The organism is Microbacterium sp. Nx66 (assembly GCF_904066215.1).
Classification (GTDB): Bacteria; Actinomycetota; Actinomycetes; order Actinomycetales; family Microbacteriaceae; genus Microbacterium; species Microbacterium meiriae.
In genome coordinates, this window is record NZ_LR880474.1 from 2757202 (window position 1) to 2777544 (window position 20343).

Below are 20343 nucleotides of genomic sequence, written 5' to 3' on the forward strand. Positions count from 1 at the left end.
TCAGAGCTTGATCTCGATGTTGACGTCAGCCGGCAGGTCGAGACGCATCAGCGAGTCGACGGCCTTGGGCGTCGGGTCGACGATGTCGATCAGACGCTTGTGGGTGCGCATCTCGAAGTGCTCGCGGCTGTCCTTGTACTTGTGGGGCGACCGGATGACGCACACGACGTTCTTCTCGGTCGGAAGGGGCACGGGGCCGACGACGGTCGCGCCCGCACGGGTCACGGTGTCGACGATCTTGCGTGCGGACGTGTCGATGACCTCGTGGTCATACGACTTCAGGCGAATGCGGATCTTCTGTCCCGCCATTGTCTGCTCTCTCTCTTTCAGCGTCTTACCGTCCTGGACCGGGTGGCCCTGGGGCATTGGACGCACGTCGGCGCTGTTCGCGCCTCGGCACTCGTCTTCTCGGACTCCTCGACCTCGCGGCCCGGGAGCCTGTCGAAGAGGCTGCACCACTGTTCTGCTGTCAGCCGCCCACCCGAAGGTGAACGGATGTCCGACCCCCGCCGCGCACGGCAGTGCCCTCGATGATGAAGGTGTCGGGATTGTGTTCTGCTACCCGCGGCCTAGAACCCTGCAGCCTCCCGGAGGAGGCGCCGTCTATGCACTGCCCTGGCAGTGATCCGGCGCACGCACAGCGGCGACGGAATATCGAACCTGTCTATTCTGCCACGGCTGATTTCACTTCTGCAAACCCGGGCGTGTCGCGCTCACCGGACTCCCAGCGAACCTCGTCGCCGCGGGGCCTCAGCGCGCAGAGGAGCGCGGGGCGAGGCATCCCCATGCCTCGCCCCGCTTGGGGAGGGCGTCCGGTGCGAGGGGGCACACCGAACGCGAGGAATCCGGCGTGAAGGGACGCCGGACGCCTCGACCGAGGGCACGGCGGAAGACCCGCCGCGCAGGCGGGGAGACGCTCAGGCGCACGGAGTGCGCGCGTCGCACGATGATCCCCAAGATCGCTTTCCCCAGTGTGAACGCGGAAGACCCGCGTGATTCGGGAGCCGAACCCCTTCGGCGCCCCGACCGCAAGATCCCCAGGCGGTCGAGACGATCCTACTCGATCCCTCGGAGAATCCGCCACATCCGAGGGCGCCGCGCTTCTCCCCGACGCGGAAGAGCGGCGGTCCCGGGTGCGGGGACCGCCGCTCTTCGCGGAGACGTCCGGCTCTACTCGTTGCCGATGCTCTTGTCAGCGCTCTCGCGGATCTCGTCGATCTTGTCGGCGGCGCCGGGTGCGATCTTCTTCGCGAAGTCGGCGACGCCGTCGAGGACCTTGTCGCTGATGTCCTCGGCCTGCTCGCTCTTGACCGCTTCGGCGAGCTTGTCCTTGTTCTGCTCGTACAGGTCCTTGCCCTTGTTGACGGCGTCCTCGATACCCATGTGAATCCCCTTCGAAGGTGTGTGCGTCCGGCGATCCCGCCGGACCACCTCATTGTGCAGGGCAGAGCCGAGCGACGGAACCCTCGATGCGGAAAACGACAGAGGGGCCGAGCCCGAAGGCTCGACCCCTCTGCGAGGAAGCGGATGCTTACTTGATGATCTTCGTCACCGTACCGGCGCCGACCGTACGACCACCCTCACGGATGGCGAAGCCGAGGCCCTCCTCCATGGCGATCGGCTGGATCAGCTCGACCGTCATGTCGGTGGTGTCGCCGGGCATGACCATCTCGGTGCCCTCGGGCAGCGAGATGACGCCGGTGACGTCCGTGGTGCGGAAGTAGAACTGCGGACGGTAGTTCGTGTAGAAGGGGTTGTGGCGGCCACCCTCGTCCTTGGACAGGATGTAGGCCGTGCCCTCGAAGTTGGTGTGCGGCGTGACCGAACCCGGCTTCACGATGACCTGACCGCGCTCCACGTCCTCGCGCTTGGTGCCGCGGAGGAGCAGACCACAGTTCTCGCCGGCCCATGCCTCGTCGAGCTGCTTGTGGAACATCTCGATACCGGTGACGGTCGTCTTCTGCGTCGGGCGCAGACCCACGATCTCGACCTCGGAGTTGATGGCCAGGGTGCCACGCTCGGCGCGACCCGTGACGACGGTGCCACGACCGGTGATCGTGAAGACGTCCTCGACGGGCATGAGGAACGGCTTGTCGCGGTCACGCTCCGGGTCCGGAACGCTGTCGTCGACAGCCTGCATGAGCTCGAGGATCGCGTCGACCCACTTCTCGTCGCCCTCGAGGGCCTTGAGAGCGGAGACACGGACGACGGGAGCGTTGTCGCCGTCGAAGCCCTGGCTCGAGAGCAGCTCGCGGACCTCGAGCTCGACGAGCTCCAGGATCTCCTCGTCGTCGACCGCGTCGGACTTGTTCAGCGCGACGAGCAGGTAGGGGACGCCGACCTGCTTGGCGAGCAGAACGTGCTCGCGCGTCTGCGCCATCGGGCCGTCGGTGGCCGCGACGACGAGGATCGCGCCGTCCATCTGCGCCGCACCCGTGATCATGTTCTTGACGTAGTCGGCGTGGCCGGGGGCGTCAACGTGTGCGTAGTGGCGCTTCGGGGTCTCGTACTCGATGTGCGAGATGTTGATCGTGATACCGCGCTGGCGCTCTTCCGGCGCCGAGTCGATGGAAGCGAAGTCGCGCTGCACGTTCGTGTCGGACGGGTACTTGTCGGCAAGCACCTTCGAGATCGCTGCGGAGAGCGTGGTCTTGCCGTGGTCGACGTGACCGATCGTTCCGATGTTGACGTGCGGCTTGGTCCGCTCGAACTTGGCCTTAGCCACTGGGTCCTCCTCAGGACGTCGTTGTAGAGGTGCCGGGCACTGGTTTGCGACCGGTTCTCTACGGGTTAGGTTCTCAGTTTAGTAGAGAGGGAATGTGAAGTTGTAGGTGACCTGGGAACCCCGGGTGCGTCGACAGGCTCAGCGACCCAGGGCTCCCAGAAGAATTACTCGCCCTTGGCCTTCTGGACGATCTCGTCGGCCACCGCGCGCGGGACCTCGGCGTAGCTGTCGAACTCCATGGAGTAGACGGCACGGCCCGAGGTCTTCGAGCGCAGGTCGCCGATGTAGCCGAACATCTCGGACAGCGGCACCGCGGCGCGCACGACCTTGACGCCGGCGGCGTCCTCCATCGACTGGATCTGGCCACGACGCGAGTTCAGGTCGCCGATGACGTCGCCCATGTACTCCTCCGGAGTACGGACCTCGACGGCCATCAGCGGCTCGAGCAGCACGGGGTTGGCACGGCGAGCGGCCTCCTTGAAGCCCATGGAGCCCGCGATCTTGAACGCCATCTCCGAGGAGTCGACGTCGTGCGCCGCACCGTCGACGATGGTCGCCTTGACGCCCACCATCGGGTAGCCCGCGAGGACACCGACGTTCATGGCGTCCTGGAAACCGGCGTCGATCGAGCCGATGTACTCGCGCGGGATACGGCCACCGGTGACCGCGTTCACGAACTCGTACGTCTTCTCGCCGTCGAGCTCGAGCGGCTCGATGTTGAACTGGATCTTGGCGAACTGGCCCGATCCACCGGTCTGCTTCTTGTGCGTGTAGTCGTGCTTCTCGACGGCCTTGCGGATCGTCTCGCGGTACGCGACCTGCGGCTTGCCGACGTTCGCCTCGACGCGGAACTCGCGCTTCATGCGGTCCACGAGGATGTCGAGGTGCAGCTCGCCCATACCCTTGATGGTCGTCTGACCGGTCTCGGGGTTGAGCTCCGTGCGGAAGGTCGGGTCCTCCTCAGCGAGCTTCTGGATCGCGAGACCCAGCTTCTCCTGGTCGGCCTTGGTCTTCGGCTCGATGGCGACCTCGATCACCGGCTCCGGGAACGTCATCGACTCGAGGACGACCGGCTGCGCGATGTCGGCGAGGGTGTCACCGGTGGTGGTGTCCTTCAGGCCGATGACGGCGTAGATGTTGCCGGCGGTCAGCTTGTCGACCGGGTTCTCCTTGTTGGCGTGCATCTGGAAGATCTTCCCGATGCGCTCCTTCTTGCCCTTGGTCGAGTTGATGACCTGGGCACCCGACTCGAGCTCGCCCGAGTAGACGCGCACGTACGTCAGACGACCGAAGAACGGGTGCACGGCGACCTTGAAGGCCAGGGCCGCGAACGGGTCCTTCGCGTCGGGGTGACGCTCGATGATCTTCTCCTCGTCCTTCGGGTCGTGCGCCTCGATGGCGGGCACGTCCAGCGGGGACGGGAGGTAGTCGACGACGGCGTCCAGCATCGGCTGCACACCGCGGTTCTTGAAGGCGGAGCCGCAGAGGACCGGGTAGATCTCGCTGGCGACGACCATCTTGCGGATGGCGCCCTTGATCTCCGCGACGGTGAGCTCCTCGCCGCCGAAGAACTTCTCGAGAAGCTCCTCGTCGGTCTCGGCGACCGTCTCCAGCAGCTGCTGGCGGTAGTCCTCGGCCTTGTCCTTGAGGTCGGCCGGGATCTCCTGCACCTCGTAGGAGGCGCCCATGGTCACGTCACCCTTGGCGTCGCCGGGCCAGACCAGAGCACGCATCTCGACGAGGTCGATGACGCCGACGAAGTCGTTCTCGGCACCGATCGGGAGCTGCAGCACCAGCGGCTTCGCGCCGAGGCGGTTGATGATCGTGTCGACCGTGAAGTAGAAGTCCGCGCCGAGCTTGTCCATCTTGTTGACGAAGCAGATGCGGGGGACGTTGTACTTGTCGGCCTGACGCCACACGGTCTCGGACTGGGGCTCGACGCCCTCCTTGCCGTCGAACACGGCGACCGCGCCGTCGAGGACGCGGAGCGAGCGCTCCACCTCGACCGTGAAGTCCACGTGACCGGGGGTGTCGATGATGTTGATCTGGTTCTTGTTCCAGAAGCAGGTCACGGCGGCAGACGTGATCGTGATGCCGCGCTCCTTCTCCTGCTCCATCCAGTCGGTGGTCGACGCGCCGTCGTGCGTCTCGCCGAGCTTGTGGTTGACGCCCGTGTAGAACAGGATGCGCTCGGTCGTCGTGGTCTTGCCGGCATCGATGTGCGCCATGATGCCGATGTTGCGGACCTTGCTCAGGTCCGTGAGCACGTCTTGTGCCACAGGAGTGTCCTTATCTATTGGAGCAGCAGGTGTACTGCGAAGAGGGGGTGCGACGGGCCCAGGAACGCGGAAGGGTCCCTGAGCCCGTCGAAGGGGTTACCAGCGGTAGTGAGCGAACGCGCGGTTCGACTCGGCCATCTTGTGGGTGTCCTCACGGCGCTTGACCGCGGCACCCAGGCCGTTCGACGCGTCCAGGATCTCGTTCTGAAGACGCTCGGTCATCGTCTTCTCACGACGACCCTTGGCGTAGCTCACGAGCCAGCGCAGCGCGAGGGTGTTCGCACGGTGCGGCTTGACCTCGACCGGAACCTGGTAGGTCGAGCCACCGACACGGCGGCTGCGGACCTCGAGCGTGGGGCGCACGTTGTCGAGCGCCTTCTTCAGGGTGGCGACGGCGTCCTGGCCGTTCTTCGCCTCGACGCCGCGGAGGGCGCCGTAGACGATCGACTCGGCCAGCGACTTCTTGCCGTCGACGAGGATCTTGTTCACCAGCGAGGTGACGATCGGTGCGCCGTAGACCGGGTCGTTGACGACGGGGCGCTTGGGGGCGGGACCCTTACGAGGCATCTAACTCAACCCTTCTTCGCGCCGTAGCGGGAACGAGCCTGCTTACGGTTCTTGACGGCCTGGGTGTCCAGGGCACCACGGACGATCTTGTAACGCACACCGGGGAGGTCCTTCACACGACCGCCGCGGACGAGCACCAGGGAGTGCTCCTGCAGGTTGTGGCCCTCACCCGGGATGTACGCGGTGACCTCGGTCCCGTTGCGGAGCTTCACACGAGCGACCTTGCGCATCGCCGAGTTCGGCTTCTTCGGGGTGGTGGTGTAGACGCGGGTGCAGACCCCGGCCTGCTGCGGGTTCGCCTTGAGCGCGGGCGCCTTGGTCTTCGTGACCTTGGGCGAGCGACCCTTGCGAACCAACTGCTGAATGGTTGGCACGTTCTCTCCTCATAGTGCTGCACGGTGACAGCGTGATGGGTTTCACATCATGACCCACCGGCACGCCGGAACCGACGAGCTTTTGGTGTGGTGGGTATGCCGTGGGGGCGGACCGGCGAGGTGCCGACGCCCAGCGCGCACGTCAGGACGTGCACACACCTGATCAAGTGTAATGCCGCGTAACCTGACGGTCAAATGACGGTCGCGCTCCGCGGCGCCGCCCGAAGTCAGGGGATGTCGGGGTCGAACGGCGAGTCCAGCGACTCCGTGAGCTCGGCCAGGAGCGCTTCGATCTGCGGCTCGACGTGCCGCGACACCGCCGCCTGGATCGTGATCCGGTGTCGGAGCAGGATCCCGCAGATCTCGCGCCCGACGAGGTTCGCGTATTCGTCCGCCAAGGCGACTTCCTGTCGCAGAGCGGTCTTCGCCTCGTCCGACAGCGGGGGCAGGGGCGGCAACTCGGCGGCCGAATCGTCGGCGAGACCGGCGATCGTGAAGAGGAAGGGGGCGCCCGGCACCGGCTCCGGATCCAGCGGCATGCCCTCGAACTCGGGATCGAGGTCCTCCGTCGGCCGGTAGCTGCGAGCCCGGTTGCGCGCGGCCTGCTGATCGAGTTCACGCTGCAGGGTCGGCAGGTTGCGCGCGGTGTACTCCGCGACCGCGTGGTCCACGATCGTCTTGATGCGCGTCGACAGGCCGTGCTGGACGCCATGCGGCGTGGTGCCCGCGATGCCTGCGGCGGCGAGGATGGGCGAGCCGAGGCAGCGCCGGCACGGCGCGGTGCGGCCGCGGTGCGTCGCCGGCTCCCAGCGCGGCACCCAGCGCAACCAGGCCTCGACGGCCTGGTCGACCTGCGTCTCCAATGAGCGCTCCACCCCACCAGCGTACGGCGCGTCGCCGCTCACCGTGCGGATTTGCGGGGTGTCACCCCTCCTCGTCGCGCTCCCACGGCCATCGCGGCTGCGCCGACCTCGTCCGGCGGAGGGCGATGCCGCCCCACGCCGCCACCGCCGCCGCGGCGAGGAGCACGATGCTCGCGCCACCGCGGACGAGGTCGCCGGCGACGGCCGTGGCAACGACCACATCGCTCGTCGCGACGAGCACGGCGATCCAGACGGTGATCAGGTGCACCAGCGCCGTGAGCAGGGCGATCACCGGAGCAGAGCCGAAGGAGGCATGCCCTCGTCGCACCGTCGCCCAGAGGACGAGCGCGAAGACCACCACGGCCGCGACCATGCCCGACACCCCGGGCACCTGGCCAAGACCCGGAACGCCGATGATGTCCCGGTCGGTGGCGACGCTCAGCGCACCGAGACCGAAGACGGCGAGGGCGAAGAAGGCGATGGTGGCCATCACCGCCGCGAGGACAGCCGAAACCCCCGCGGACTCGGGCCCGCGGGGGTTCGGTGTGGTGGTGTTCGTGATTACCTCGACAGGGTGGGACCGGCCTCGAGGGTGCGCTCGTACTCGCGCTGCGCCTCCTCGTTCAGCTCGGTCTTGCGGGCACCGCTGCGGGCCACCCAGGCGCCGAACCAGATGGTGAGCTCGCGGGCGAAGACGAAGGCCGCGATGGCGAGCGGGGCCAACAGCTGCTCCCCCGCGACTTCGAGACCCTGCGATGCGGTGAGCTTCCAGAAGGGCGCCTCGAAGAGCTGACCCAGGATGTGCCCGGCGTAGGCGATGAGCCCGACGACGATGCCGAACACCACCCACAGGCCCCAGCGGCCGCGGTTGATGATGGCTCCGAGGAGCCAGAAGCCGAGGAAGAACACGACCACCGGGGTCCAGAACCCCCAGGTGAGCAGCGGGGCGACGAGCGCCTCGCCGATGTTCTCCCCGTTCACGTCGCCGGCGAGGGCGCCGAGGCCGAGCGTGGTGGCGAGGTAGAGCAGCGCGAAGGCGACGGTGGCGAGCAGGCCGATCGCGCCGGCGGTGCCCCGGTTGCCGCGCTCGCGCGGCGGCTCCGGTGCCTGCACGAAGATCGGCTGCGGCTGCTGCGGTGCGGCGGCCGCGCCGTTCGTGAGCGGCTCGGACGGCACGATCCTGGTGTCGGTGTCGTCGGCGTGCGACGCGTAGGCTGCGCCGGCCATGGCCGACTCCTCGTGCGCGGGAGTGCTCGGCGTGGAGTACAGCGAGGTCTCCGGCGTCGCGTACAGCGAGGTCTCCGGGGTGGCATCCCGGCGGTCGGCGTCGCGGAGGCCCGCCTCACGGCCATCGGCGTCGAAGCGGTCGCCGTCGGTGCGCGAGGGCGCCGGGGCGGCGGAGCTGAAAGTACCGGGGTGGTCCCGCTCGGCGGCCTCGAACGCGGCGAGATCGGGGTCGACGGCGGGCTCCTGACGCGTCGCGGCCTGGTCGGCCGCAGGCTCGGAGGAGGCCGCGGTGGTGTCTGCGGCGCGGGAGTCATCCGCACGTGCGTCGTCGGCGTGGCCGGGGACATCTCCGCGGGCCGCCGCCGCGGCGTCGAGACCGGCGTTCGCGCTGCCGACGACGTCGTCGACGTCGTTCGACTTCTCGGGCTGACGAGCCTCGGGATCACTCATGGGGTGCGCCTCTCATCGGGGATGTGCAGTGCGAGATTACCGCCGCGGCTCCCGACGCTTCCTTAGGCGTGCCGACGTGTCGCCATACGCGTGCTTCCGCGGGTCTGCGCGATTCACGGGAAGGTGTTGCGGAGGGCGTCCCCGGCGAACTGCGCGAGGATCGGCACCATCGGCAGTGAGAGCCAGACGAGTCCGGCGACGATCCCTGCGCACACGATGCCGGCGAACCAGCTCATCCCGAGGTTTCGTCCCCCCACTCGCGCCATGGTCCCACCGTAGGCCCCAGCCCCCGCGCGGGTGCGGAGCAACGCCGCGTCGAGGTGGTGTCGCTCAGCGGGTGCCGCGGCCGCGCATCCGCCACAGCAGCCAGAGTCCCGAGATCGGTACCAGCAGTCCGCCCAGCAGGAGGAGGAGGTGCCATTCGCCGAAAGCGGGGACGAGCGGGTTCACCACCTCCGACATCACGTCGCCGTCGCTCGAGCTGCCGGACGCCGATCCGGTGGAGAATCCGGTCATCGTCGAGGCGATCAGGAAGGACAGCCCGGTGGCGACGAAGGGCACCAGGATCGCGACGGCCTTCTCCCACGTGCGCCACAGCGGGCTGAGGCTCACGAGCACCGCGCCCACGAACCAGCCGACGACCGGCACCACGATTCCGCCGAAGCTCAGGGTGAGCGCCGCCGCGATCGCGAAACCCCGCGTCGCGGTCGTCGGCGTGCGCGGAGCCGAGGGCGCGGGGGCGGGCGCGGGGAGCACGAGGGGCGGCGCGGTCGGCACCTCGTCCTCCGCCTCGCGGGCGATCCCCCTCGGATCTCCCAGGCGGTCGATCCGCTCCGCGGTCGCTGCCGCGTCGAGCCCGTCGAGCTCCTCCGCGATCCCGCCACGGATGTCGGATGCGACACCGTGCGGAAGTCCGCGCATCGCCTCGTCGAGCCGGGCCAGGTAGTCGTCACGCAACTCGGCTGCGGTCTTCTCGGTCATGGTCATCCTTCCCCCACCATGCCCGTGACGGCACGGGCGAACGGCGCCCACTGCGCCCGGAAGCGCGCGAGCTGATCGATACCGGCATCCGTGAGCCGGTAGTACTTGCGCGCCGGACCGCTTCCGGACGGCCGGTCGAACGTCGTCACCCAGCCGTTGTCCCGCAAGCGCCCGAGCAACGGGTAGAGCGTGCCGATGCTGGCGATCAGCCCGGCTCCGGTGAGTGCCTCCGACAGCTGCCAGCCGTACATGGGCTCACGCGAGAGCAAGCCGAGCACGCAGTACTCGACCACTCCTTTGCGCATCTGCGCCCCGACGTCAGCTGTCATGCCTCACAAGGTAGCATGTGACGCACGCTAGCACCGAACGGTGCGAGATCAGCCCTTGGTCGCCCCCGCGGTCAGACCGCCCACGATGTACTTCTGCAGGAAGAGGAAGAGCACCATCACCGGTATCGCCGCCATGACCGCACCGGCGGAGAAGGCCGACCAGTCGGCGTAGCGGGGGTTCGCCACCAGCTTGGTCAGACCGACGACGAGGGTCTGCTGATCCACGTCGACCAGCATGACGCTGGCGATCACGTACTCGTTCACCGTGCCGATGAAGGAGAGCAGACCGACGACCGCGAGGATCGGGGCGACCAGGCGCAGGATGATCGTGAAGAAGATCCGCGCGTGCCCCGCGCCGTCGATGCGGGCGGCCTCGTCGATCTCCTTCGGGATCGTGTTGAAGAACCCGTACATGAGGTAGGTGTTCACGCCCAGCGCGCCGCCGAGGTACACCAGGATCAGCCCCGTATGCGTGTTCAGGCCGATCGCCGGGAACCAGTCCCCCAGCGTCGACATCAGCAGGAAGATCGCGACGACCGCGAGCAGCTGCGGGAACATCTGCACCACGACGATGGTGACCAGTCCCACGCGGCGCCCGGCGAAGCGCATGCGGGAGAACGCATATGCCGCACAGGCTCCGATGAAGACCGTCACCGCTCCGGTCACGACCGCGATGAGCAGGGTGTTCAGGAACCACGTTCCATACGGGTTCTGCGGGTCGCTGAGGATACGCACGTAGCTGTCGATCCCGATGGCCGAGAAGAGCTGGTTCGACCCGGTGAGCGTGCCCTGCGGGTTGAGCGACGCCGACACGACGTACAGGAGCGGGAAGAGAGCGAAGGCGCTCACCACGATGGCGACGAGGTGGCGCCATCCGGTGTCGGCGAACCAGGCGCCGAACGAGCGACGCGGCGGGGCGGTGCGGCGGGCGGTGGCGGTGCTGCGGACGGTGCTCATGTCAGTTCAGCTCCTCGAGGGCCTTGGTCTTGCGGAAGCTGATGATCGAGATCGTCGCGACCACGACGAAGATCAGGATCGTGAAGGCGGAGGCAAGCCCGTAATCGCGGGTCTGTCCGGTGAAGGCCACCTTGTAGACCATCGAGATCAGGATGTCGGTGTGGCCCACGGGGATCGACACATCGCTGAAGCGTGGGCCTCCCTTGGTGAGCATGTAGATCAGGTTGAAGTTGTTGAAGTTGAACGCGAACGACGAGATCAGCAGCGGCGCGACGGTCACCAGCAGCAGCGGCAGCTTGATCCGGCGGAAGACCTGCCACGGGTTCGCGCCGTCCATCACGGCGGCCTCGTTGACGTCCTCCGGGATGCCCTGCAGCGCCCCCATGCAGACGAGGAACATGTAGGGGAAGCCGAGCCAGAGGTTCACCAGCAGCACGGACACCTTCGCCAGCACCGGGTCGGTGAGCCACGGGATGGCCGCGCCGCCGAACAGCACCTGGTTGATGAACCCGAAGCTCTCGTTCATCATCCCGGCCCAGACGAGCGCGGAGAGGAACGCGGGGAAGGCATACGGGAGGATGAGGATGATGCGGTAGCCGTTGCGAAAGCGCATCCGGGTGTTGTTGAAGACCAGCGCGAGCAGCAGGCCGAGGAAGAAGGTCGTCGCGACGGACACCAGCGCGAAGACGAAGGTCCAGACGGTGACGGAGATGAGCGGGCCGCGGATGGACTCGTCGGTCACCGCGCGGACGAAGTTGTCGACGCCGACCGTCGTCTGCCAGCCGGGCAGCAGCTGCTCGCCGTCCTCGGCGGTGAACGCGCCGTCGCCGGTGTCGCTGTAGACGGTGCCGGTCGCGGTGTCCGTGATCGTGTCGGCATCGGCGTCGTACGCCAGCGTCGAGACGTAGAGGTAGCCGTTCTGCCCGTCAGGGGCGCGGAGGCTGCCCTCATTGGGATCGTCGCTGAACGGGACGGAGAGCTGCTCCAGCTCCTCCGACAGCGTGAAGACGGTGGCGAGCGGAAGCGTGGTCCACCCGTCGACGGCGACGGCCTTGCCACCTTCGAACTGCGCGTCGACCTCGGCGAGGGGCTGCTCCGCGGTGCCGAGGAGGGCGTCGCCGTCCTCGGGATCCGTGACGAGGAGGCCGTAGGTTCCGAACTGCTCCACCACGGTGACGGGATACGTCGGAGAGTCCTCGACGCGCTCCTGCGCGGAGGCGAGCAGCGACGAGATCGCCTGCTCCTTGCTCCCGTTGTGGCCGGTGCCGTAGTTCGTGAAGCCGATGTAGCCCGTGTAGAGGAGCGTGAAGACCTGGAACAGGACCAGGAAGATGATGCCGGGGGTGAGGTACTTCGCCGCGATGCGCTTGCGGGAGAAGTAGATGTAGTTGACGACGACCGTCACCGCGACGACGAGGCCGAGCACGAGCCACTCCCGCTGCACGAGCAGCACGAACACGGCGTAGACGGCGATCGCGTCCACGATGGCCAGCAACAGGATCTTGAGCAGCATCCACCCGATCGGTCGGGAGGCCGCCTCGGCGATCTTCGCCGCCTGGCGCTGCCGAGGCGTGGGGGGCGCGGTGCGCTCTTCGGTGTCTGTCATGTCGTCCTCGTCATGGTCCTGCCGGGGCGGGCTGGGCGGCCCGCCCCGGCAGGGTCGTCATCTGGTCGGCCGTTACTCGATCGCGGCGGTCACGTCGTCGACGAGCTTCTGCCACGTCGCCTGCGGGTCCTCGCCGTTGATGATGGCGGCCTCGGCCACACCCCAGAACTGCCAGACCGCACCCATGGCGGGGATCGCCGGCATGGGGACCGCGTCGGCACCGACGGCCTGGAAGCCGGCGATGATCGGGTCGGACGCCGCGGTGTCCGCGGCCGCTGTCAGGGCCGGGAGGACGTTGCCGGCCGTGAACAGCTCCAGCTGCACGTCCTCCGTGCCGAGGTAGTTGACGAGGAAGTCGTTCGCGGCGACCTTGTTCTTCGACTCGGCGCTCACGAAGAAGCCCTTGACGCCGGCGAACGGCGAGGCCGTCTCGCCCGTCGGGCTCGGGATCGGGTCGATCTCGACGTTGATGCCCGCATCGGTGGCCGCGCCCACGTTCCACGGACCGGTCAGCCAGAAGGCGGCGGTGCCGTCGAGGAACTGCTGCTTGGCGATCTCGCCGTCGATGTCGGTGTTCAGCGTGCCTGCGGCGCCCTGCGCACCCAGCCAGTCGGCGAAGGCGAAGCCGCCCTCGCTGCCGAGCTGCAGGTCGGTGGGGTCGTAGCTGCCGCTGTCGTCGGTGCCGAAGACCGGTGCATCGAAGGCGGTCTGGAACGGGTACAGGTGGTACGGGTTGCCCTCGGCGCCCTGCTCCACGACGAACGTGCCCTTCGAGACCATGTCGTCGAAGCTCGTCGCGGGCTCGGGGACGAGGTCGGCGTTGCGCAGCACGGCGATGTTCTCGACGGCGTACGGAAGCATGTAGACGGTGCCCTCGTAGGTCGCCGCCTGGAGGGCGACGGGGAGGTAGTCCTCCGAGCTGTCGCCGAGCTCGATCGGCGCGACGACACCGTTGGTCGAGAGCTCGCCGAGCCAGTCGTGAGCGCCCATGACCACGTCGGGGCCCTTGCCGGTCGGGACCTGCTGGATGAAGTCGTCCTTCATGTCGTCGACGGACTTCCCCACCAGCTTGACCGTGACACCGGTCTTCTCCTGGTACGCGTCCGCCGCGCCCTGCAGCGCGTCGACCCGCTCGGCGTCGACCCAGACGGTCAGCGTGCCGCCGCTGTCTCCACCGGAGGAAGAGTCGTCGCCGCCGGAGCCGGTCGAGCAGCCGGCGAGCGTCAGAGCCGAAACGATGGCGATGGCGCCCGCGGCGACCATGCCCCTCTTGTTCACCTTCATTGGTGTGTGCCTCTCTCAGTGCTGAGCGCCTGCAAGACTGCAAGCGCTTACAGTATGCATCGTTTCGAGAGGCGATCACAATCCGCGAACGCGCTGATATCAACCTGTGATCGGCCCGACGCGAGGCACGCGTTATGAAAACGCTTCCATATCGGCCGGAGGTCAGACCTCTCGAGGCTCCGCGGCAGAGTCTGCAGGGTTCCGCATGGGGCTCATCTGCGAGAGCATCGCCGGATGGGATTCCACGTTCGACCGTCTGCCGCCGCCCTCGCCGTCATCCTGTCCACGGTCGCACTCAGCGGGTGCACGGCTGCGGGAGGCGCATACTCCGTGCTCGATCGCGAAGCCGAGGCACGGGACGAGGTTCCTGCCGATCTGCCCGGCTACGCGTGGGACGACGTGGACCAGGCGACAGCCCGGTTCGTCGGAGAAGGCGACGGGACGTCCCTGTGGCTCGCTCGCGCTCGTGACGATGCCGCAGCGTGTCTCCTCGCCTACGTCGACGCTGACACGTGGGTGATCGGGTGCGGTGGGAACGGGGCCCCTTTCTCGATCGGAGGCGTCACGGGCACGTTCACCGTGGTCCCCGACGACGCGCCTGCTCCAGACGGGATGACTCGGGTGTCCGACAACGTCTACACGACGACCGGAAGCTAGCGGGCCCCGGCCCGGGCGGGAGCCAGAGGGCCAGCGCGCGCCGGCCCCGAACAGACTCCACGCGCCGGAGTGCGCGTGCCAGGCCAGCAGGAACTGCTCGCCGTCGCGGATGACGGCGGTAACGCCGGGCAGAAGGAGGAAGTCGTGCCTCGCCCACGGGACTTTCCGCACACCCGCGGATACGGTCTACGTTCGGGGCATGGGTTACGAACTCCCTTTCGCCGCCTTGCCCGCCTCCCAGACCGATGTGACCTACGAGTACGGGCCGGACTCCGAGCTGCGCGCCGGCGTGGCCGCTGGCCGTGTCGAAGAGATCACCCATGAAAGCGTCGTCTTCCCGGGGACCACCCGGAAGATCTGGATCCACCGCGCAGCCGGCCATGACCCATCGCGTGCGAGCGCCGTCATGTTCTTCAACGACGGCTGGTGGTATCTCGACCCGGAGCTGAGCGTTCGCGCCGCGATCGTCTTGGACAATCTCGCAGCGGCCAAAGCGATACCCCAACTGATCGGAGTGTTCGTAGACCCAGGTGTCGTCGCCTCCGAAGGAGGGCCGATCAAGAACCGCAACGTCGAGTACGACGCGTTCGACGATCGCTACGCGACGATGCTGATCGACGAGATACTCCCACTCGTAGCGACACGCGCAGTGATCTCGACTGACCCCATGGCACGCGGAATATGCGGCGGAAGCAGCGGAGGCAATGCCGCGATGACCGCGGCGTGGACTCGGTCGGACGCCATCGGCCGGGTGATCGCGTTCAACCCGAGCTTCGCACAGATGCCGGGCGGGAACCCGTACCCGCACTTGCTCACCCAATTCGAGGCTCGCGCGACACGAGTCTTTCTCCACGCTGCTCATCGCGACCTCAACTGGAACTCGACGACAGACAACTGGTTCGCGGAGGGCCTTGAGACCGGCGCGGCGTTGGCCCGCGCGGGGTACGACTTCCGCCTGGTCGTCGGCGATGGCGGCCACAGCCCAAATCATGGCGGCGTTCTGCTCCCCGATGCCTTGCGATGGCTATGGGCCTGACCAGCGGGCCGACCCGTCATAGACTGGCCCAATGGCTGACAGTTCCTTTGACATCGTCTCGAAAGTGGATCGCCAGGAGGCCGAGAACGCCCTGAACCAGGCGCGCAAAGAGGTGGAGCAGCGCTACGACTTCAAGGGGACCGGCGCTTCGATCGCCTGGAGCGGCGAGCAGATCCTCATCACCGCGAACACGGAGGAGCGCGCGAACGCCGTCCTCGACGTTTTCCAGTCCAAGCTCATCAAGCGCGGCATCTCGCTGAAGAGCCTCGACTCGGGCGAGCCCTTCGCCAGCGGCAAGGAGTTCCGCATCCTGTCGAGCCTGAAGGACGGCATCTCGTCCGAGAACGCGAAGAAAATCGGCAAGATCATCCGCGATGAGGGCCCCAAGGGCGTGAAGAGCCAGATCCAGGGCGACGAGCTGCGCGTGCAGTCCAAGAGCCGCGACGACCTTCAGTCCGTGATCGCGCTCCTCAAAGGCAGCGACCTCGACATCGATCTGCAGTTCATCAACTACCGGTAGAGGTTCCGCCTGACCTGGGGTTCTTAGTCGCGAGTCCGCAGGGAGTCCGCAATCCCCAGCACTTCACCCATGAATGTGGCCGTCGCGGAACGCGTCTTGTCTTCCGCCGACGGCCACAGGTGGCTGTAGACATCGAGGGTGATCGACGGCTGAGAGTGCCCTAGCGCGCGTTGCACAGTCACCACGTCACAGCCTGACGCGATCAGGTTCGACGCGAAGGTGTGACGGAGTGCGTGCAGCGTGATCCCTTCGTCGAGGCCAAGAGCTTCACGGACCTTGCGCCACTCATGTCCAGCGTTGTTCCGGTTGTACAGGTGCCCGCGCGGGGTTCGGAACAGGAAGGCATCAGATGAGACGCGTGTTTCACGTGCCAGCATCTCGACTAGCTCCCGCGGCACGAACACTTCGCGCTCCGAACCCGCCTTCGGCGGTGCAACCTTGGTGGATGGAACAGATGTGCCCTGCACCTGCCGACGAACCGCGATCGTTCCCCGGTCGACGTCGATATCACCCGCCTGTAGCCCCGCGGCCTCACCCAACCGCAAGCCCGCGAAAGCGCACACTGCAACGAACAGGCGGAACTCCCCCGCCGCCTCGAGTGCTGCCGCCACCTGATCTGAAGTCAGGATCTTGATAGCCATCTCGGCCTTTTGCTTCCGTGGCGTCTTAACTCGCAATGCAGGGTTGCGGGCGATTACCTGATTGTCGACCGCTGCCCGGAACGCCATCTGCAAGTAGTTCAGTCGCGTGCGGATCGTCGAAGCGGCCAACCCCCGATCCCGCTCGACAGTCACCCAGCTCTGCACATCGGCCTGCTTGATATCGCGGATTGAGCGGCGACGCCACGGTACTGACTCCACCGCCGTCAGCGCCGCGCTATGGGTTCCCGGCGCCCACACCTGCATCGCCATCCACGACGACACCCATTCATCCCAGGAGACGCGGCCGGCGGCCGGATCCGCCCATTGCCCCGTCACGACCGCGGCTGTCTGCTCGTCTAGCCATCTCTGAGCCTCGCGCTTGGTCTTCCGATGCGCTGAGTGCTCCTTGCCATTCTGATCCCGGTAGCGAGCGCGCCAGACGCCGTTAGGCCTCTGCTTGACGCTCGCCATCGGACATCCCCTCAGCTGCGGGCTCTTCGCGTTGCAGAGCTATACGCATCTGCATAGCCAATAGTTGCTTCCGGCTTTCGTTGCCTACATGGATAGTGATCAAGTCGTTGATGTTTTGCAGCATGCTGCCTTCACTCTCACGTGCGGATTCATGGGCCGCCGCCAGTAGCGCGTCAAGCTCCTTGAGCGGCCGCGGGGCGATTGCGTCTTCCGGCAGATAGAAGAGCCCCATTGGCGTGAAGCCCAGGCAGTCGGATAGCGCGAAGAACTCCCCCACCCGCAACGGGCGCTTGCCGGCTTCAATCTTCGCGATAGCGGTTTGGTGCAGGTTGAACCCCCTGCTCTTCACCAGTTCAGAGAGTTGGGCCTGGGATAGCCCACGCCGCTCGCGAACACCTCGAATGCGGGTGCCCATCGCCTTCTCCATGTCGAGCCAGGCGAGTTCCACATTGGCTCGTGCTCTCTGGACCTCATCTGTCACTTCATCCGTCACCTCACCAGAGTAGGACAGGACGGTTGAGATTCCAACCGCGTCAAGGTTGACCAGCGCTGGGCAATGCCGTACGCTTAACCTCAGTAAGGTTCGATACTCAACCTAAGACAGAATGGAGATGCGATGACCGCAGCGCTGGCAGCAGCCGAGCCTGAACTGCTCACGATCGAAGAGGTCGCCGAGCTAACGCGACGCACGCCCGCGTCGATCCGCTGGCTGATCCACACGAATCAAATCAAGTCCGGCAAGATCGCGGGCCGTCGACTCATCCGCCGATCGGACCTCAACGAGTTCATCGAAGCGGGGTTCGCCACCGCAGGATGATGATTCGTTTCCACTCGGCTTCCCTTCCGCGGGCGAGGTTGGACCCGCGCGAAGTCGATGAACTCATCGACTATGCGATGAGCGAACTCGGTAGGCACAACATGTCGTTCATCAACGACGACGGAGTTCTGGTCTGCATCGGAACATCGCGAGGAAAGATGGCTCGCCTCGCTCGAGACGCGCTACGCGTCCTCGGCCCCGAGAAGGCCCGGCAGACAGTCGACGAACATATTGCCAACCTCATTGAAGTCGAACGCGATTCATACCGCCTCGGCTTCACAGACATCAAAAGGAAGGCCGCCGACCTGCTGGAACAGGGCGACGGCAGTAGTCAAATGAAGGAGATTCAAGATGACTTGTGAAACAAGTATCGCAGATTCGCGCGCCAACCGCACGTTGTTGGTAGCGGGGGCGAAGAGTACAGCGGCAACTCCGCCCCCAACCCGCCGCGATCCCGGCTGGGACGAGTACTCGGCAACCTACCTGCGGGCTCACCCCGAGGTGTCTGCCGCGGCGCCCTCGTGGACCGAGGAGCTCGAGTTCTTGGACATCGAAGACGAGGTGGAGGGGACTGTCTTCTCCTTCTCTCGGACCATCCGGGATGTCGAGCTCTACGGCGGGGGACGCCTCCACCCGGACGGCCGCGTCGAGCTCTACGACAACGGAGTGCCGAACATCTACATCCGTGCGGAACTTCGAGCCGACCAAGACCCGGACGTCGCGCGGTGGGCGATGGATGTGGCAGAAGACCTCGTGGCCGCCGCGTTGTTGTTGCGCGCAGAGCCGAAGTTGTTGCGGCGGCCCGCTCAGGTCGACGCCGAGTTGCAGAGGCTGGACGTCTGATGGCCTGCCGGTTCGGCTGGTGCGATACGCCCGCCAACATCCATGCCGACGACGTCAGCCACCACACCCGCGATCTCGGTCACGGGATGCTGCTCACGGTTGACATGAACGGAATGCCGATCACGAACTGGATGCCCGACTGGCAGGAGTGGTGGATCAACAAGCCCGAGGAGATCGACACCGAGTATGGCGACGTCGCGACCATGCTCTCCGATCTCCCGAAGCACTACCGGGAGTTCCGGGATGAGCTCATCAATGACCCGGTGTTCGCCGACGAGGTAATGGCCATGAAGGCAAAGGATGCCAGGGAGCCGAAGAAATGAGTGCGCTCGAAACCAAACTGAATCCGGGAGCAGTGCGTGCCTGGGCGCGCGCGAACGGTATCCCCGTCAGCAAGACCGGCAAGATCGCACTCCACGTTCGCGAATGCTACGCCGAAGCGCACCCGCAATACGTCGCAGAACCGGACACCGAGCTGCAAGCGCGCAGTTCCCGTCCAGATCTGTTCGCCCTCGCTGACGACGTGGTCGAAGCAGAGATGGTGAGAACCGGTCGTTTGAGCTTCGAGCCGCCAGCGAACGAACCGCGTCGTGAAGAGCCGCGGTCCCTGACTGAGTGGCTCAGGCTACGCGACGAACTCGCGGACGCGATCGCCCAGCATGTCGGCGGCTCTCCCTCCGTCCGGGAGGCAGCCGAAGCGCTCCTTGTTCAGGGCTGGATGCGGAACGCTGCTGCCTGACGGACCGCCTCGTGCCCTCATTCCGGTGCCCCTCGTCCCCAGCGATGAGGGGCACCGTCCGTTTCAACTGAACCGCAACCCCGTGGAAGGGGATCACATCACATGACTGAGAAGAGGGAGACAGCCTTCCAGAAGCGCATGAAGGCATTCCACGAAGCGCAGGCGCGAAACGCTGCCGCCCGTGACAGAGCGAAGCAGAAGCCATCGTCGGCCAATGACGACGAATGAGGCGTGGGCGCCGATACCCAACTCCCTGTTCCGTCTCGGATGGTCGAAGACGGAGCTGCTTGTGTACGTCGCGTTGCTTTGCCTGCCGTACCAGAACAACGGGTTGGTGATCGCGGGACAGGCGGAAATCTCGGCGGGCGCGGGGGTTTCAGTGCGCACGACTCGAGAGGTGATTCCGCGGCTCGTAGCGGCGGGAGTTATCGTCCAGCGGCAACTGTACGAGGGGATACCTACTCACTATCAGGTTCACGAGCTACCCCGCGACGGCGGCTTCTTTCGGCTTCCACGACGGTGGCTGTGGGAAACCCAGCTAACGACAACTGAGCGCATCGTGTACCTCGTACTGCTGTCACGCCGAAACAGGCACTCGGGCGAAGCGGTCGTCTCATGGGTGACGATCCTCGCCGAAGCCCGCGTGACCCGCCGAACGCTCGCTCCCGCACTCGACACGCTCGAGACAGCTGGCCTCATCAGCCGGCTACATCAACGGCGGCACGCCAAACGTCAGGGCACCAACAGGTACAAGGTGCTGTTGCCCAGCTGACGGTGCGAGCGAACAAAAGGGAACCTCGACCCCGGCAAAAGGGAACCTCGACCCCGGCAAAAGGGAACCTCGACCCCGGCAAAAGGGAACCTCGACCCCGGCAAAAGGGAACTAGGAACAAGAACTTATGACAAGAACCTCTTACAAGACATTAGGAGCGACTGCGAGCAGTAGCTCACGCATCAGCTTCCAGAACCTCCGAGAG

At 66.2% G+C, this 20343-nt stretch carries 26 protein-coding genes; 9 read left to right on the forward strand and 17 right to left on the reverse strand.

Going from position 1 to position 20343, the window contains the following annotated elements; genetic code table 11:
- The 15 genes from rpsJ to MICNX66_RS13335 all read right to left on the reverse strand — a co-directional run bounded on the left by rpsJ (position 1) and on the right by MICNX66_RS13335 (position 13642).
- Positions 1 to 309, reverse strand: coding sequence for a 30S ribosomal protein S10 (gene rpsJ / locus MICNX66_RS13265; protein WP_017201594.1), 309 nt, complete (start codon positions 307 to 309; stop codon positions 1 to 3).
- A gap of 861 nt (positions 310 to 1170) precedes the next feature.
- Complete coding sequence (locus MICNX66_RS13270) at positions 1171 to 1383, reverse strand: hypothetical protein (RefSeq protein ID WP_062632875.1); 213 nt, start codon at positions 1381 to 1383, stop codon at positions 1171 to 1173.
- 148 nt (positions 1384 to 1531) lie between these two features.
- Positions 1532 to 2725 (reverse strand): elongation factor Tu, encoded by a 1194-nt coding sequence (tuf, locus tag MICNX66_RS13275; RefSeq protein WP_025102410.1) that lies wholly within the window; start codon positions 2723 to 2725, stop codon positions 1532 to 1534.
- Between the two features lie 164 nt (positions 2726 to 2889).
- On the reverse strand, positions 2890 to 5004 hold the full coding sequence (gene fusA, locus MICNX66_RS13280) for an elongation factor G (protein WP_025102411.1): 2115 nt from the start codon (positions 5002 to 5004) through the stop codon (positions 2890 to 2892).
- Positions 5005 to 5100: 96 nt separating this feature from the next.
- Positions 5101 to 5571 (reverse strand): 30S ribosomal protein S7, encoded by a 471-nt coding sequence (rpsG, locus tag MICNX66_RS13285; RefSeq protein ID WP_017201608.1) that lies wholly within the window; start codon positions 5569 to 5571, stop codon positions 5101 to 5103.
- 5 nt (positions 5572 to 5576) lie between these two features.
- A complete protein-coding gene (rpsL, locus tag MICNX66_RS13290) occupies positions 5577 to 5945 on the reverse strand; it encodes a 30S ribosomal protein S12 (RefSeq protein WP_018187369.1) in 369 nt (122 codons plus the stop codon).
- 227 nt (positions 5946 to 6172) lie between these two features.
- Positions 6173 to 6820: a hypothetical protein gene (locus MICNX66_RS13295; RefSeq protein WP_062765222.1), complete on the reverse strand. Its 648-nt coding sequence runs from the start codon at positions 6818 to 6820 to the stop codon at positions 6173 to 6175.
- Between the two features lie 49 nt (positions 6821 to 6869).
- Positions 6870 to 7298, reverse strand: a complete 429-nt coding sequence (locus tag MICNX66_RS13300) for a hypothetical protein (RefSeq protein ID WP_232089088.1) — start codon at positions 7296 to 7298, stop codon at positions 6870 to 6872.
- Between the two features lie 71 nt (positions 7299 to 7369).
- Positions 7370 to 8485 (reverse strand): ABC transporter, encoded by a 1116-nt coding sequence (locus tag MICNX66_RS13305; RefSeq protein WP_187662255.1) that lies wholly within the window; start codon positions 8483 to 8485, stop codon positions 7370 to 7372.
- A gap of 113 nt (positions 8486 to 8598) precedes the next feature.
- Positions 8599 to 8751, reverse strand: a complete 153-nt coding sequence (locus MICNX66_RS13310) for a hypothetical protein (RefSeq protein WP_177173821.1) — start codon at positions 8749 to 8751, stop codon at positions 8599 to 8601.
- A gap of 64 nt (positions 8752 to 8815) precedes the next feature.
- Complete coding sequence (locus MICNX66_RS13315; protein ID WP_187662256.1) at positions 8816 to 9466, reverse strand: HAAS signaling domain-containing protein; 651 nt, start codon at positions 9464 to 9466, stop codon at positions 8816 to 8818.
- 2 nt (positions 9467 to 9468) lie between these two features.
- Positions 9469 to 9795 (reverse strand): PadR family transcriptional regulator, encoded by a 327-nt coding sequence (locus tag MICNX66_RS13320; RefSeq protein WP_187662257.1) that lies wholly within the window; start codon positions 9793 to 9795, stop codon positions 9469 to 9471.
- Between the two features lie 48 nt (positions 9796 to 9843).
- Entirely contained in the window at positions 9844 to 10752 is a 909-nt protein-coding gene (locus MICNX66_RS13325) for a sugar ABC transporter permease (RefSeq protein ID WP_187662258.1), read from the reverse strand.
- Position 10753: 1 nt separating this feature from the next.
- A complete protein-coding gene (gene malF, locus MICNX66_RS13330) occupies positions 10754 to 12358 on the reverse strand; it encodes a maltose ABC transporter permease MalF (RefSeq protein ID WP_187662259.1) in 1605 nt (534 codons plus the stop codon).
- Positions 12359 to 12430: 72 nt separating this feature from the next.
- Positions 12431 to 13642, reverse strand: a complete 1212-nt coding sequence (locus MICNX66_RS13335) for a sugar ABC transporter substrate-binding protein (RefSeq protein WP_187662260.1) — start codon at positions 13640 to 13642, stop codon at positions 12431 to 12433.
- 234 nt (positions 13643 to 13876) lie between these two features.
- On the opposite strand from MICNX66_RS13335, the gene MICNX66_RS13340 reads away from it, so the two are divergent.
- The 3 genes from MICNX66_RS13340 to MICNX66_RS13350 all read left to right on the forward strand — a co-directional run bounded on the left by MICNX66_RS13340 (position 13877) and on the right by MICNX66_RS13350 (position 15855).
- Positions 13877 to 14299 (forward strand): hypothetical protein, encoded by a 423-nt coding sequence (locus MICNX66_RS13340; protein ID WP_187662261.1) that lies wholly within the window; start codon positions 13877 to 13879, stop codon positions 14297 to 14299.
- 199 nt (positions 14300 to 14498) lie between these two features.
- Positions 14499 to 15335 carry an alpha/beta hydrolase gene (locus tag MICNX66_RS13345; protein ID WP_187662262.1) on the forward strand — a complete coding sequence of 279 codons (837 nt, stop codon included), beginning with the start codon at positions 14499 to 14501 and terminating at the stop codon, positions 15333 to 15335.
- Positions 15336 to 15366: 31 nt separating this feature from the next.
- On the forward strand, positions 15367 to 15855 hold the full coding sequence (locus MICNX66_RS13350) for a YajQ family cyclic di-GMP-binding protein (RefSeq protein ID WP_187662263.1): 489 nt from the start codon (positions 15367 to 15369) through the stop codon (positions 15853 to 15855).
- Positions 15856 to 15878: 23 nt separating this feature from the next.
- Here MICNX66_RS13350 and MICNX66_RS13355 read toward each other — a convergent pair whose 3' ends face one another.
- Both MICNX66_RS13355 and MICNX66_RS13360 read right to left on the reverse strand, forming a co-directional pair.
- Positions 15879 to 16967, reverse strand: a complete 1089-nt coding sequence (locus MICNX66_RS13355) for a tyrosine-type recombinase/integrase (RefSeq protein WP_187662264.1) — start codon at positions 16965 to 16967, stop codon at positions 15879 to 15881.
- Positions 16942 to 17460, reverse strand: a complete 519-nt coding sequence (locus MICNX66_RS13360; protein ID WP_187662265.1) for a helix-turn-helix transcriptional regulator — start codon at positions 17458 to 17460, stop codon at positions 16942 to 16944. The genes MICNX66_RS13355 and MICNX66_RS13360 overlap by 26 nt, the downstream gene beginning before the upstream one ends.
- Positions 17461 to 17583: 123 nt before the next feature.
- Here MICNX66_RS13360 and MICNX66_RS13365 point away from each other — a divergent pair, with 123 nt between their 5' ends.
- The 6 genes from MICNX66_RS13365 to MICNX66_RS13390 all read left to right on the forward strand — a co-directional run bounded on the left by MICNX66_RS13365 (position 17584) and on the right by MICNX66_RS13390 (position 20138).
- Complete coding sequence (locus tag MICNX66_RS13365; protein WP_187662266.1) at positions 17584 to 17784, forward strand: helix-turn-helix domain-containing protein; 201 nt, start codon at positions 17584 to 17586, stop codon at positions 17782 to 17784.
- Complete coding sequence (locus MICNX66_RS13370) at positions 17781 to 18146, forward strand: hypothetical protein (protein ID WP_187662267.1); 366 nt, start codon at positions 17781 to 17783, stop codon at positions 18144 to 18146. The genes MICNX66_RS13365 and MICNX66_RS13370 overlap by 4 nt, the downstream gene beginning before the upstream one ends.
- Before the next feature lie 181 nt (positions 18147 to 18327).
- Positions 18328 to 18627 carry a hypothetical protein gene (locus tag MICNX66_RS13375; RefSeq protein WP_187662268.1) on the forward strand — a complete coding sequence of 100 codons (300 nt, stop codon included), beginning with the start codon at positions 18328 to 18330 and terminating at the stop codon, positions 18625 to 18627.
- Positions 18627 to 18950, forward strand: coding sequence for a hypothetical protein (locus MICNX66_RS13380; RefSeq protein WP_187662269.1), 324 nt, complete (start codon positions 18627 to 18629; stop codon positions 18948 to 18950). The genes MICNX66_RS13375 and MICNX66_RS13380 overlap by 1 nt, the downstream gene beginning before the upstream one ends.
- Positions 18947 to 19366 carry an Lsr2 family DNA-binding protein gene (locus MICNX66_RS13385; protein WP_187662270.1) on the forward strand — a complete coding sequence of 140 codons (420 nt, stop codon included), beginning with the start codon at positions 18947 to 18949 and terminating at the stop codon, positions 19364 to 19366. The genes MICNX66_RS13380 and MICNX66_RS13385 overlap by 4 nt, the downstream gene beginning before the upstream one ends.
- Before the next feature lie 214 nt (positions 19367 to 19580).
- Positions 19581 to 20138: a hypothetical protein gene (locus tag MICNX66_RS13390; protein ID WP_187662271.1), complete on the forward strand. Its 558-nt coding sequence runs from the start codon at positions 19581 to 19583 to the stop codon at positions 20136 to 20138.
- The last annotated feature ends 205 nt before the right edge of the window (positions 20139 to 20343 follow it).

What these genes read in the sequence shown, in the direction of transcription:
- rpsJ (WP_017201594.1), bottom strand. Translation starts at nt 309, where the DNA reads ATGGCGGGACAGAAGATCCGCATTCGCCTGAAGTCGTATGACCACGAG.
- MICNX66_RS13270 (WP_062632875.1), bottom strand. Translation starts at nt 1,383, where the DNA reads ATGGGTATCGAGGACGCCGTCAACAAGGGCAAGGACCTGTACGAGCAG.
- rpsG (WP_017201608.1), bottom strand. Translation starts at nt 5,571, where the DNA reads ATGCCTCGTAAGGGTCCCGCCCCCAAGCGCCCCGTCGTCAACGACCCG.
- MICNX66_RS13300 (WP_232089088.1), bottom strand. Translation starts at nt 7,298, where the DNA reads ATGGCCACCATCGCCTTCTTCGCCCTCGCCGTCTTCGGTCTCGGTGCG.
- MICNX66_RS13305 (WP_187662255.1), bottom strand. Translation starts at nt 8,485, where the DNA reads ATGAGTGATCCCGAGGCTCGTCAGCCCGAGAAGTCGAACGACGTCGAC.
- MICNX66_RS13310 (WP_177173821.1), bottom strand. Translation starts at nt 8,751, where the DNA reads ATGGCGCGAGTGGGGGGACGAAACCTCGGGATGAGCTGGTTCGCCGGC.
- MICNX66_RS13315 (WP_187662256.1), bottom strand. Translation starts at nt 9,466, where the DNA reads ATGACCGAGAAGACCGCAGCCGAGTTGCGTGACGACTACCTGGCCCGG.
- MICNX66_RS13320 (WP_187662257.1), bottom strand. Translation starts at nt 9,795, where the DNA reads ATGACAGCTGACGTCGGGGCGCAGATGCGCAAAGGAGTGGTCGAGTAC.
- MICNX66_RS13325 (WP_187662258.1), bottom strand. Translation starts at nt 10,752, where the DNA reads ATGAGCACCGTCCGCAGCACCGCCACCGCCCGCCGCACCGCCCCGCCG.
- malF (WP_187662259.1), bottom strand. Translation starts at nt 12,358, where the DNA reads ATGACAGACACCGAAGAGCGCACCGCGCCCCCCACGCCTCGGCAGCGC.
- MICNX66_RS13335 (WP_187662260.1), bottom strand. Translation starts at nt 13,642, where the DNA reads ATGAAGGTGAACAAGAGGGGCATGGTCGCCGCGGGCGCCATCGCCATC.
- MICNX66_RS13340 (WP_187662261.1), top strand. Translation starts at nt 13,877, where the DNA reads ATGGGATTCCACGTTCGACCGTCTGCCGCCGCCCTCGCCGTCATCCTG.
- MICNX66_RS13345 (WP_187662262.1), top strand. Translation starts at nt 14,499, where the DNA reads ATGGGTTACGAACTCCCTTTCGCCGCCTTGCCCGCCTCCCAGACCGAT.
- MICNX66_RS13350 (WP_187662263.1), top strand. Translation starts at nt 15,367, where the DNA reads ATGGCTGACAGTTCCTTTGACATCGTCTCGAAAGTGGATCGCCAGGAG.
- MICNX66_RS13355 (WP_187662264.1), bottom strand. Translation starts at nt 16,967, where the DNA reads ATGGCGAGCGTCAAGCAGAGGCCTAACGGCGTCTGGCGCGCTCGCTAC.
- MICNX66_RS13365 (WP_187662266.1), top strand. Translation starts at nt 17,584, where the DNA reads ATGACCGCAGCGCTGGCAGCAGCCGAGCCTGAACTGCTCACGATCGAA.
- MICNX66_RS13370 (WP_187662267.1), top strand. Translation starts at nt 17,781, where the DNA reads ATGATGATTCGTTTCCACTCGGCTTCCCTTCCGCGGGCGAGGTTGGAC.
- MICNX66_RS13380 (WP_187662269.1), top strand. Translation starts at nt 18,627, where the DNA reads ATGGCCTGCCGGTTCGGCTGGTGCGATACGCCCGCCAACATCCATGCC.
- MICNX66_RS13385 (WP_187662270.1), top strand. Translation starts at nt 18,947, where the DNA reads ATGAGTGCGCTCGAAACCAAACTGAATCCGGGAGCAGTGCGTGCCTGG.
- MICNX66_RS13390 (WP_187662271.1), top strand. Translation starts at nt 19,581, where the DNA reads ATGACGACGAATGAGGCGTGGGCGCCGATACCCAACTCCCTGTTCCGT.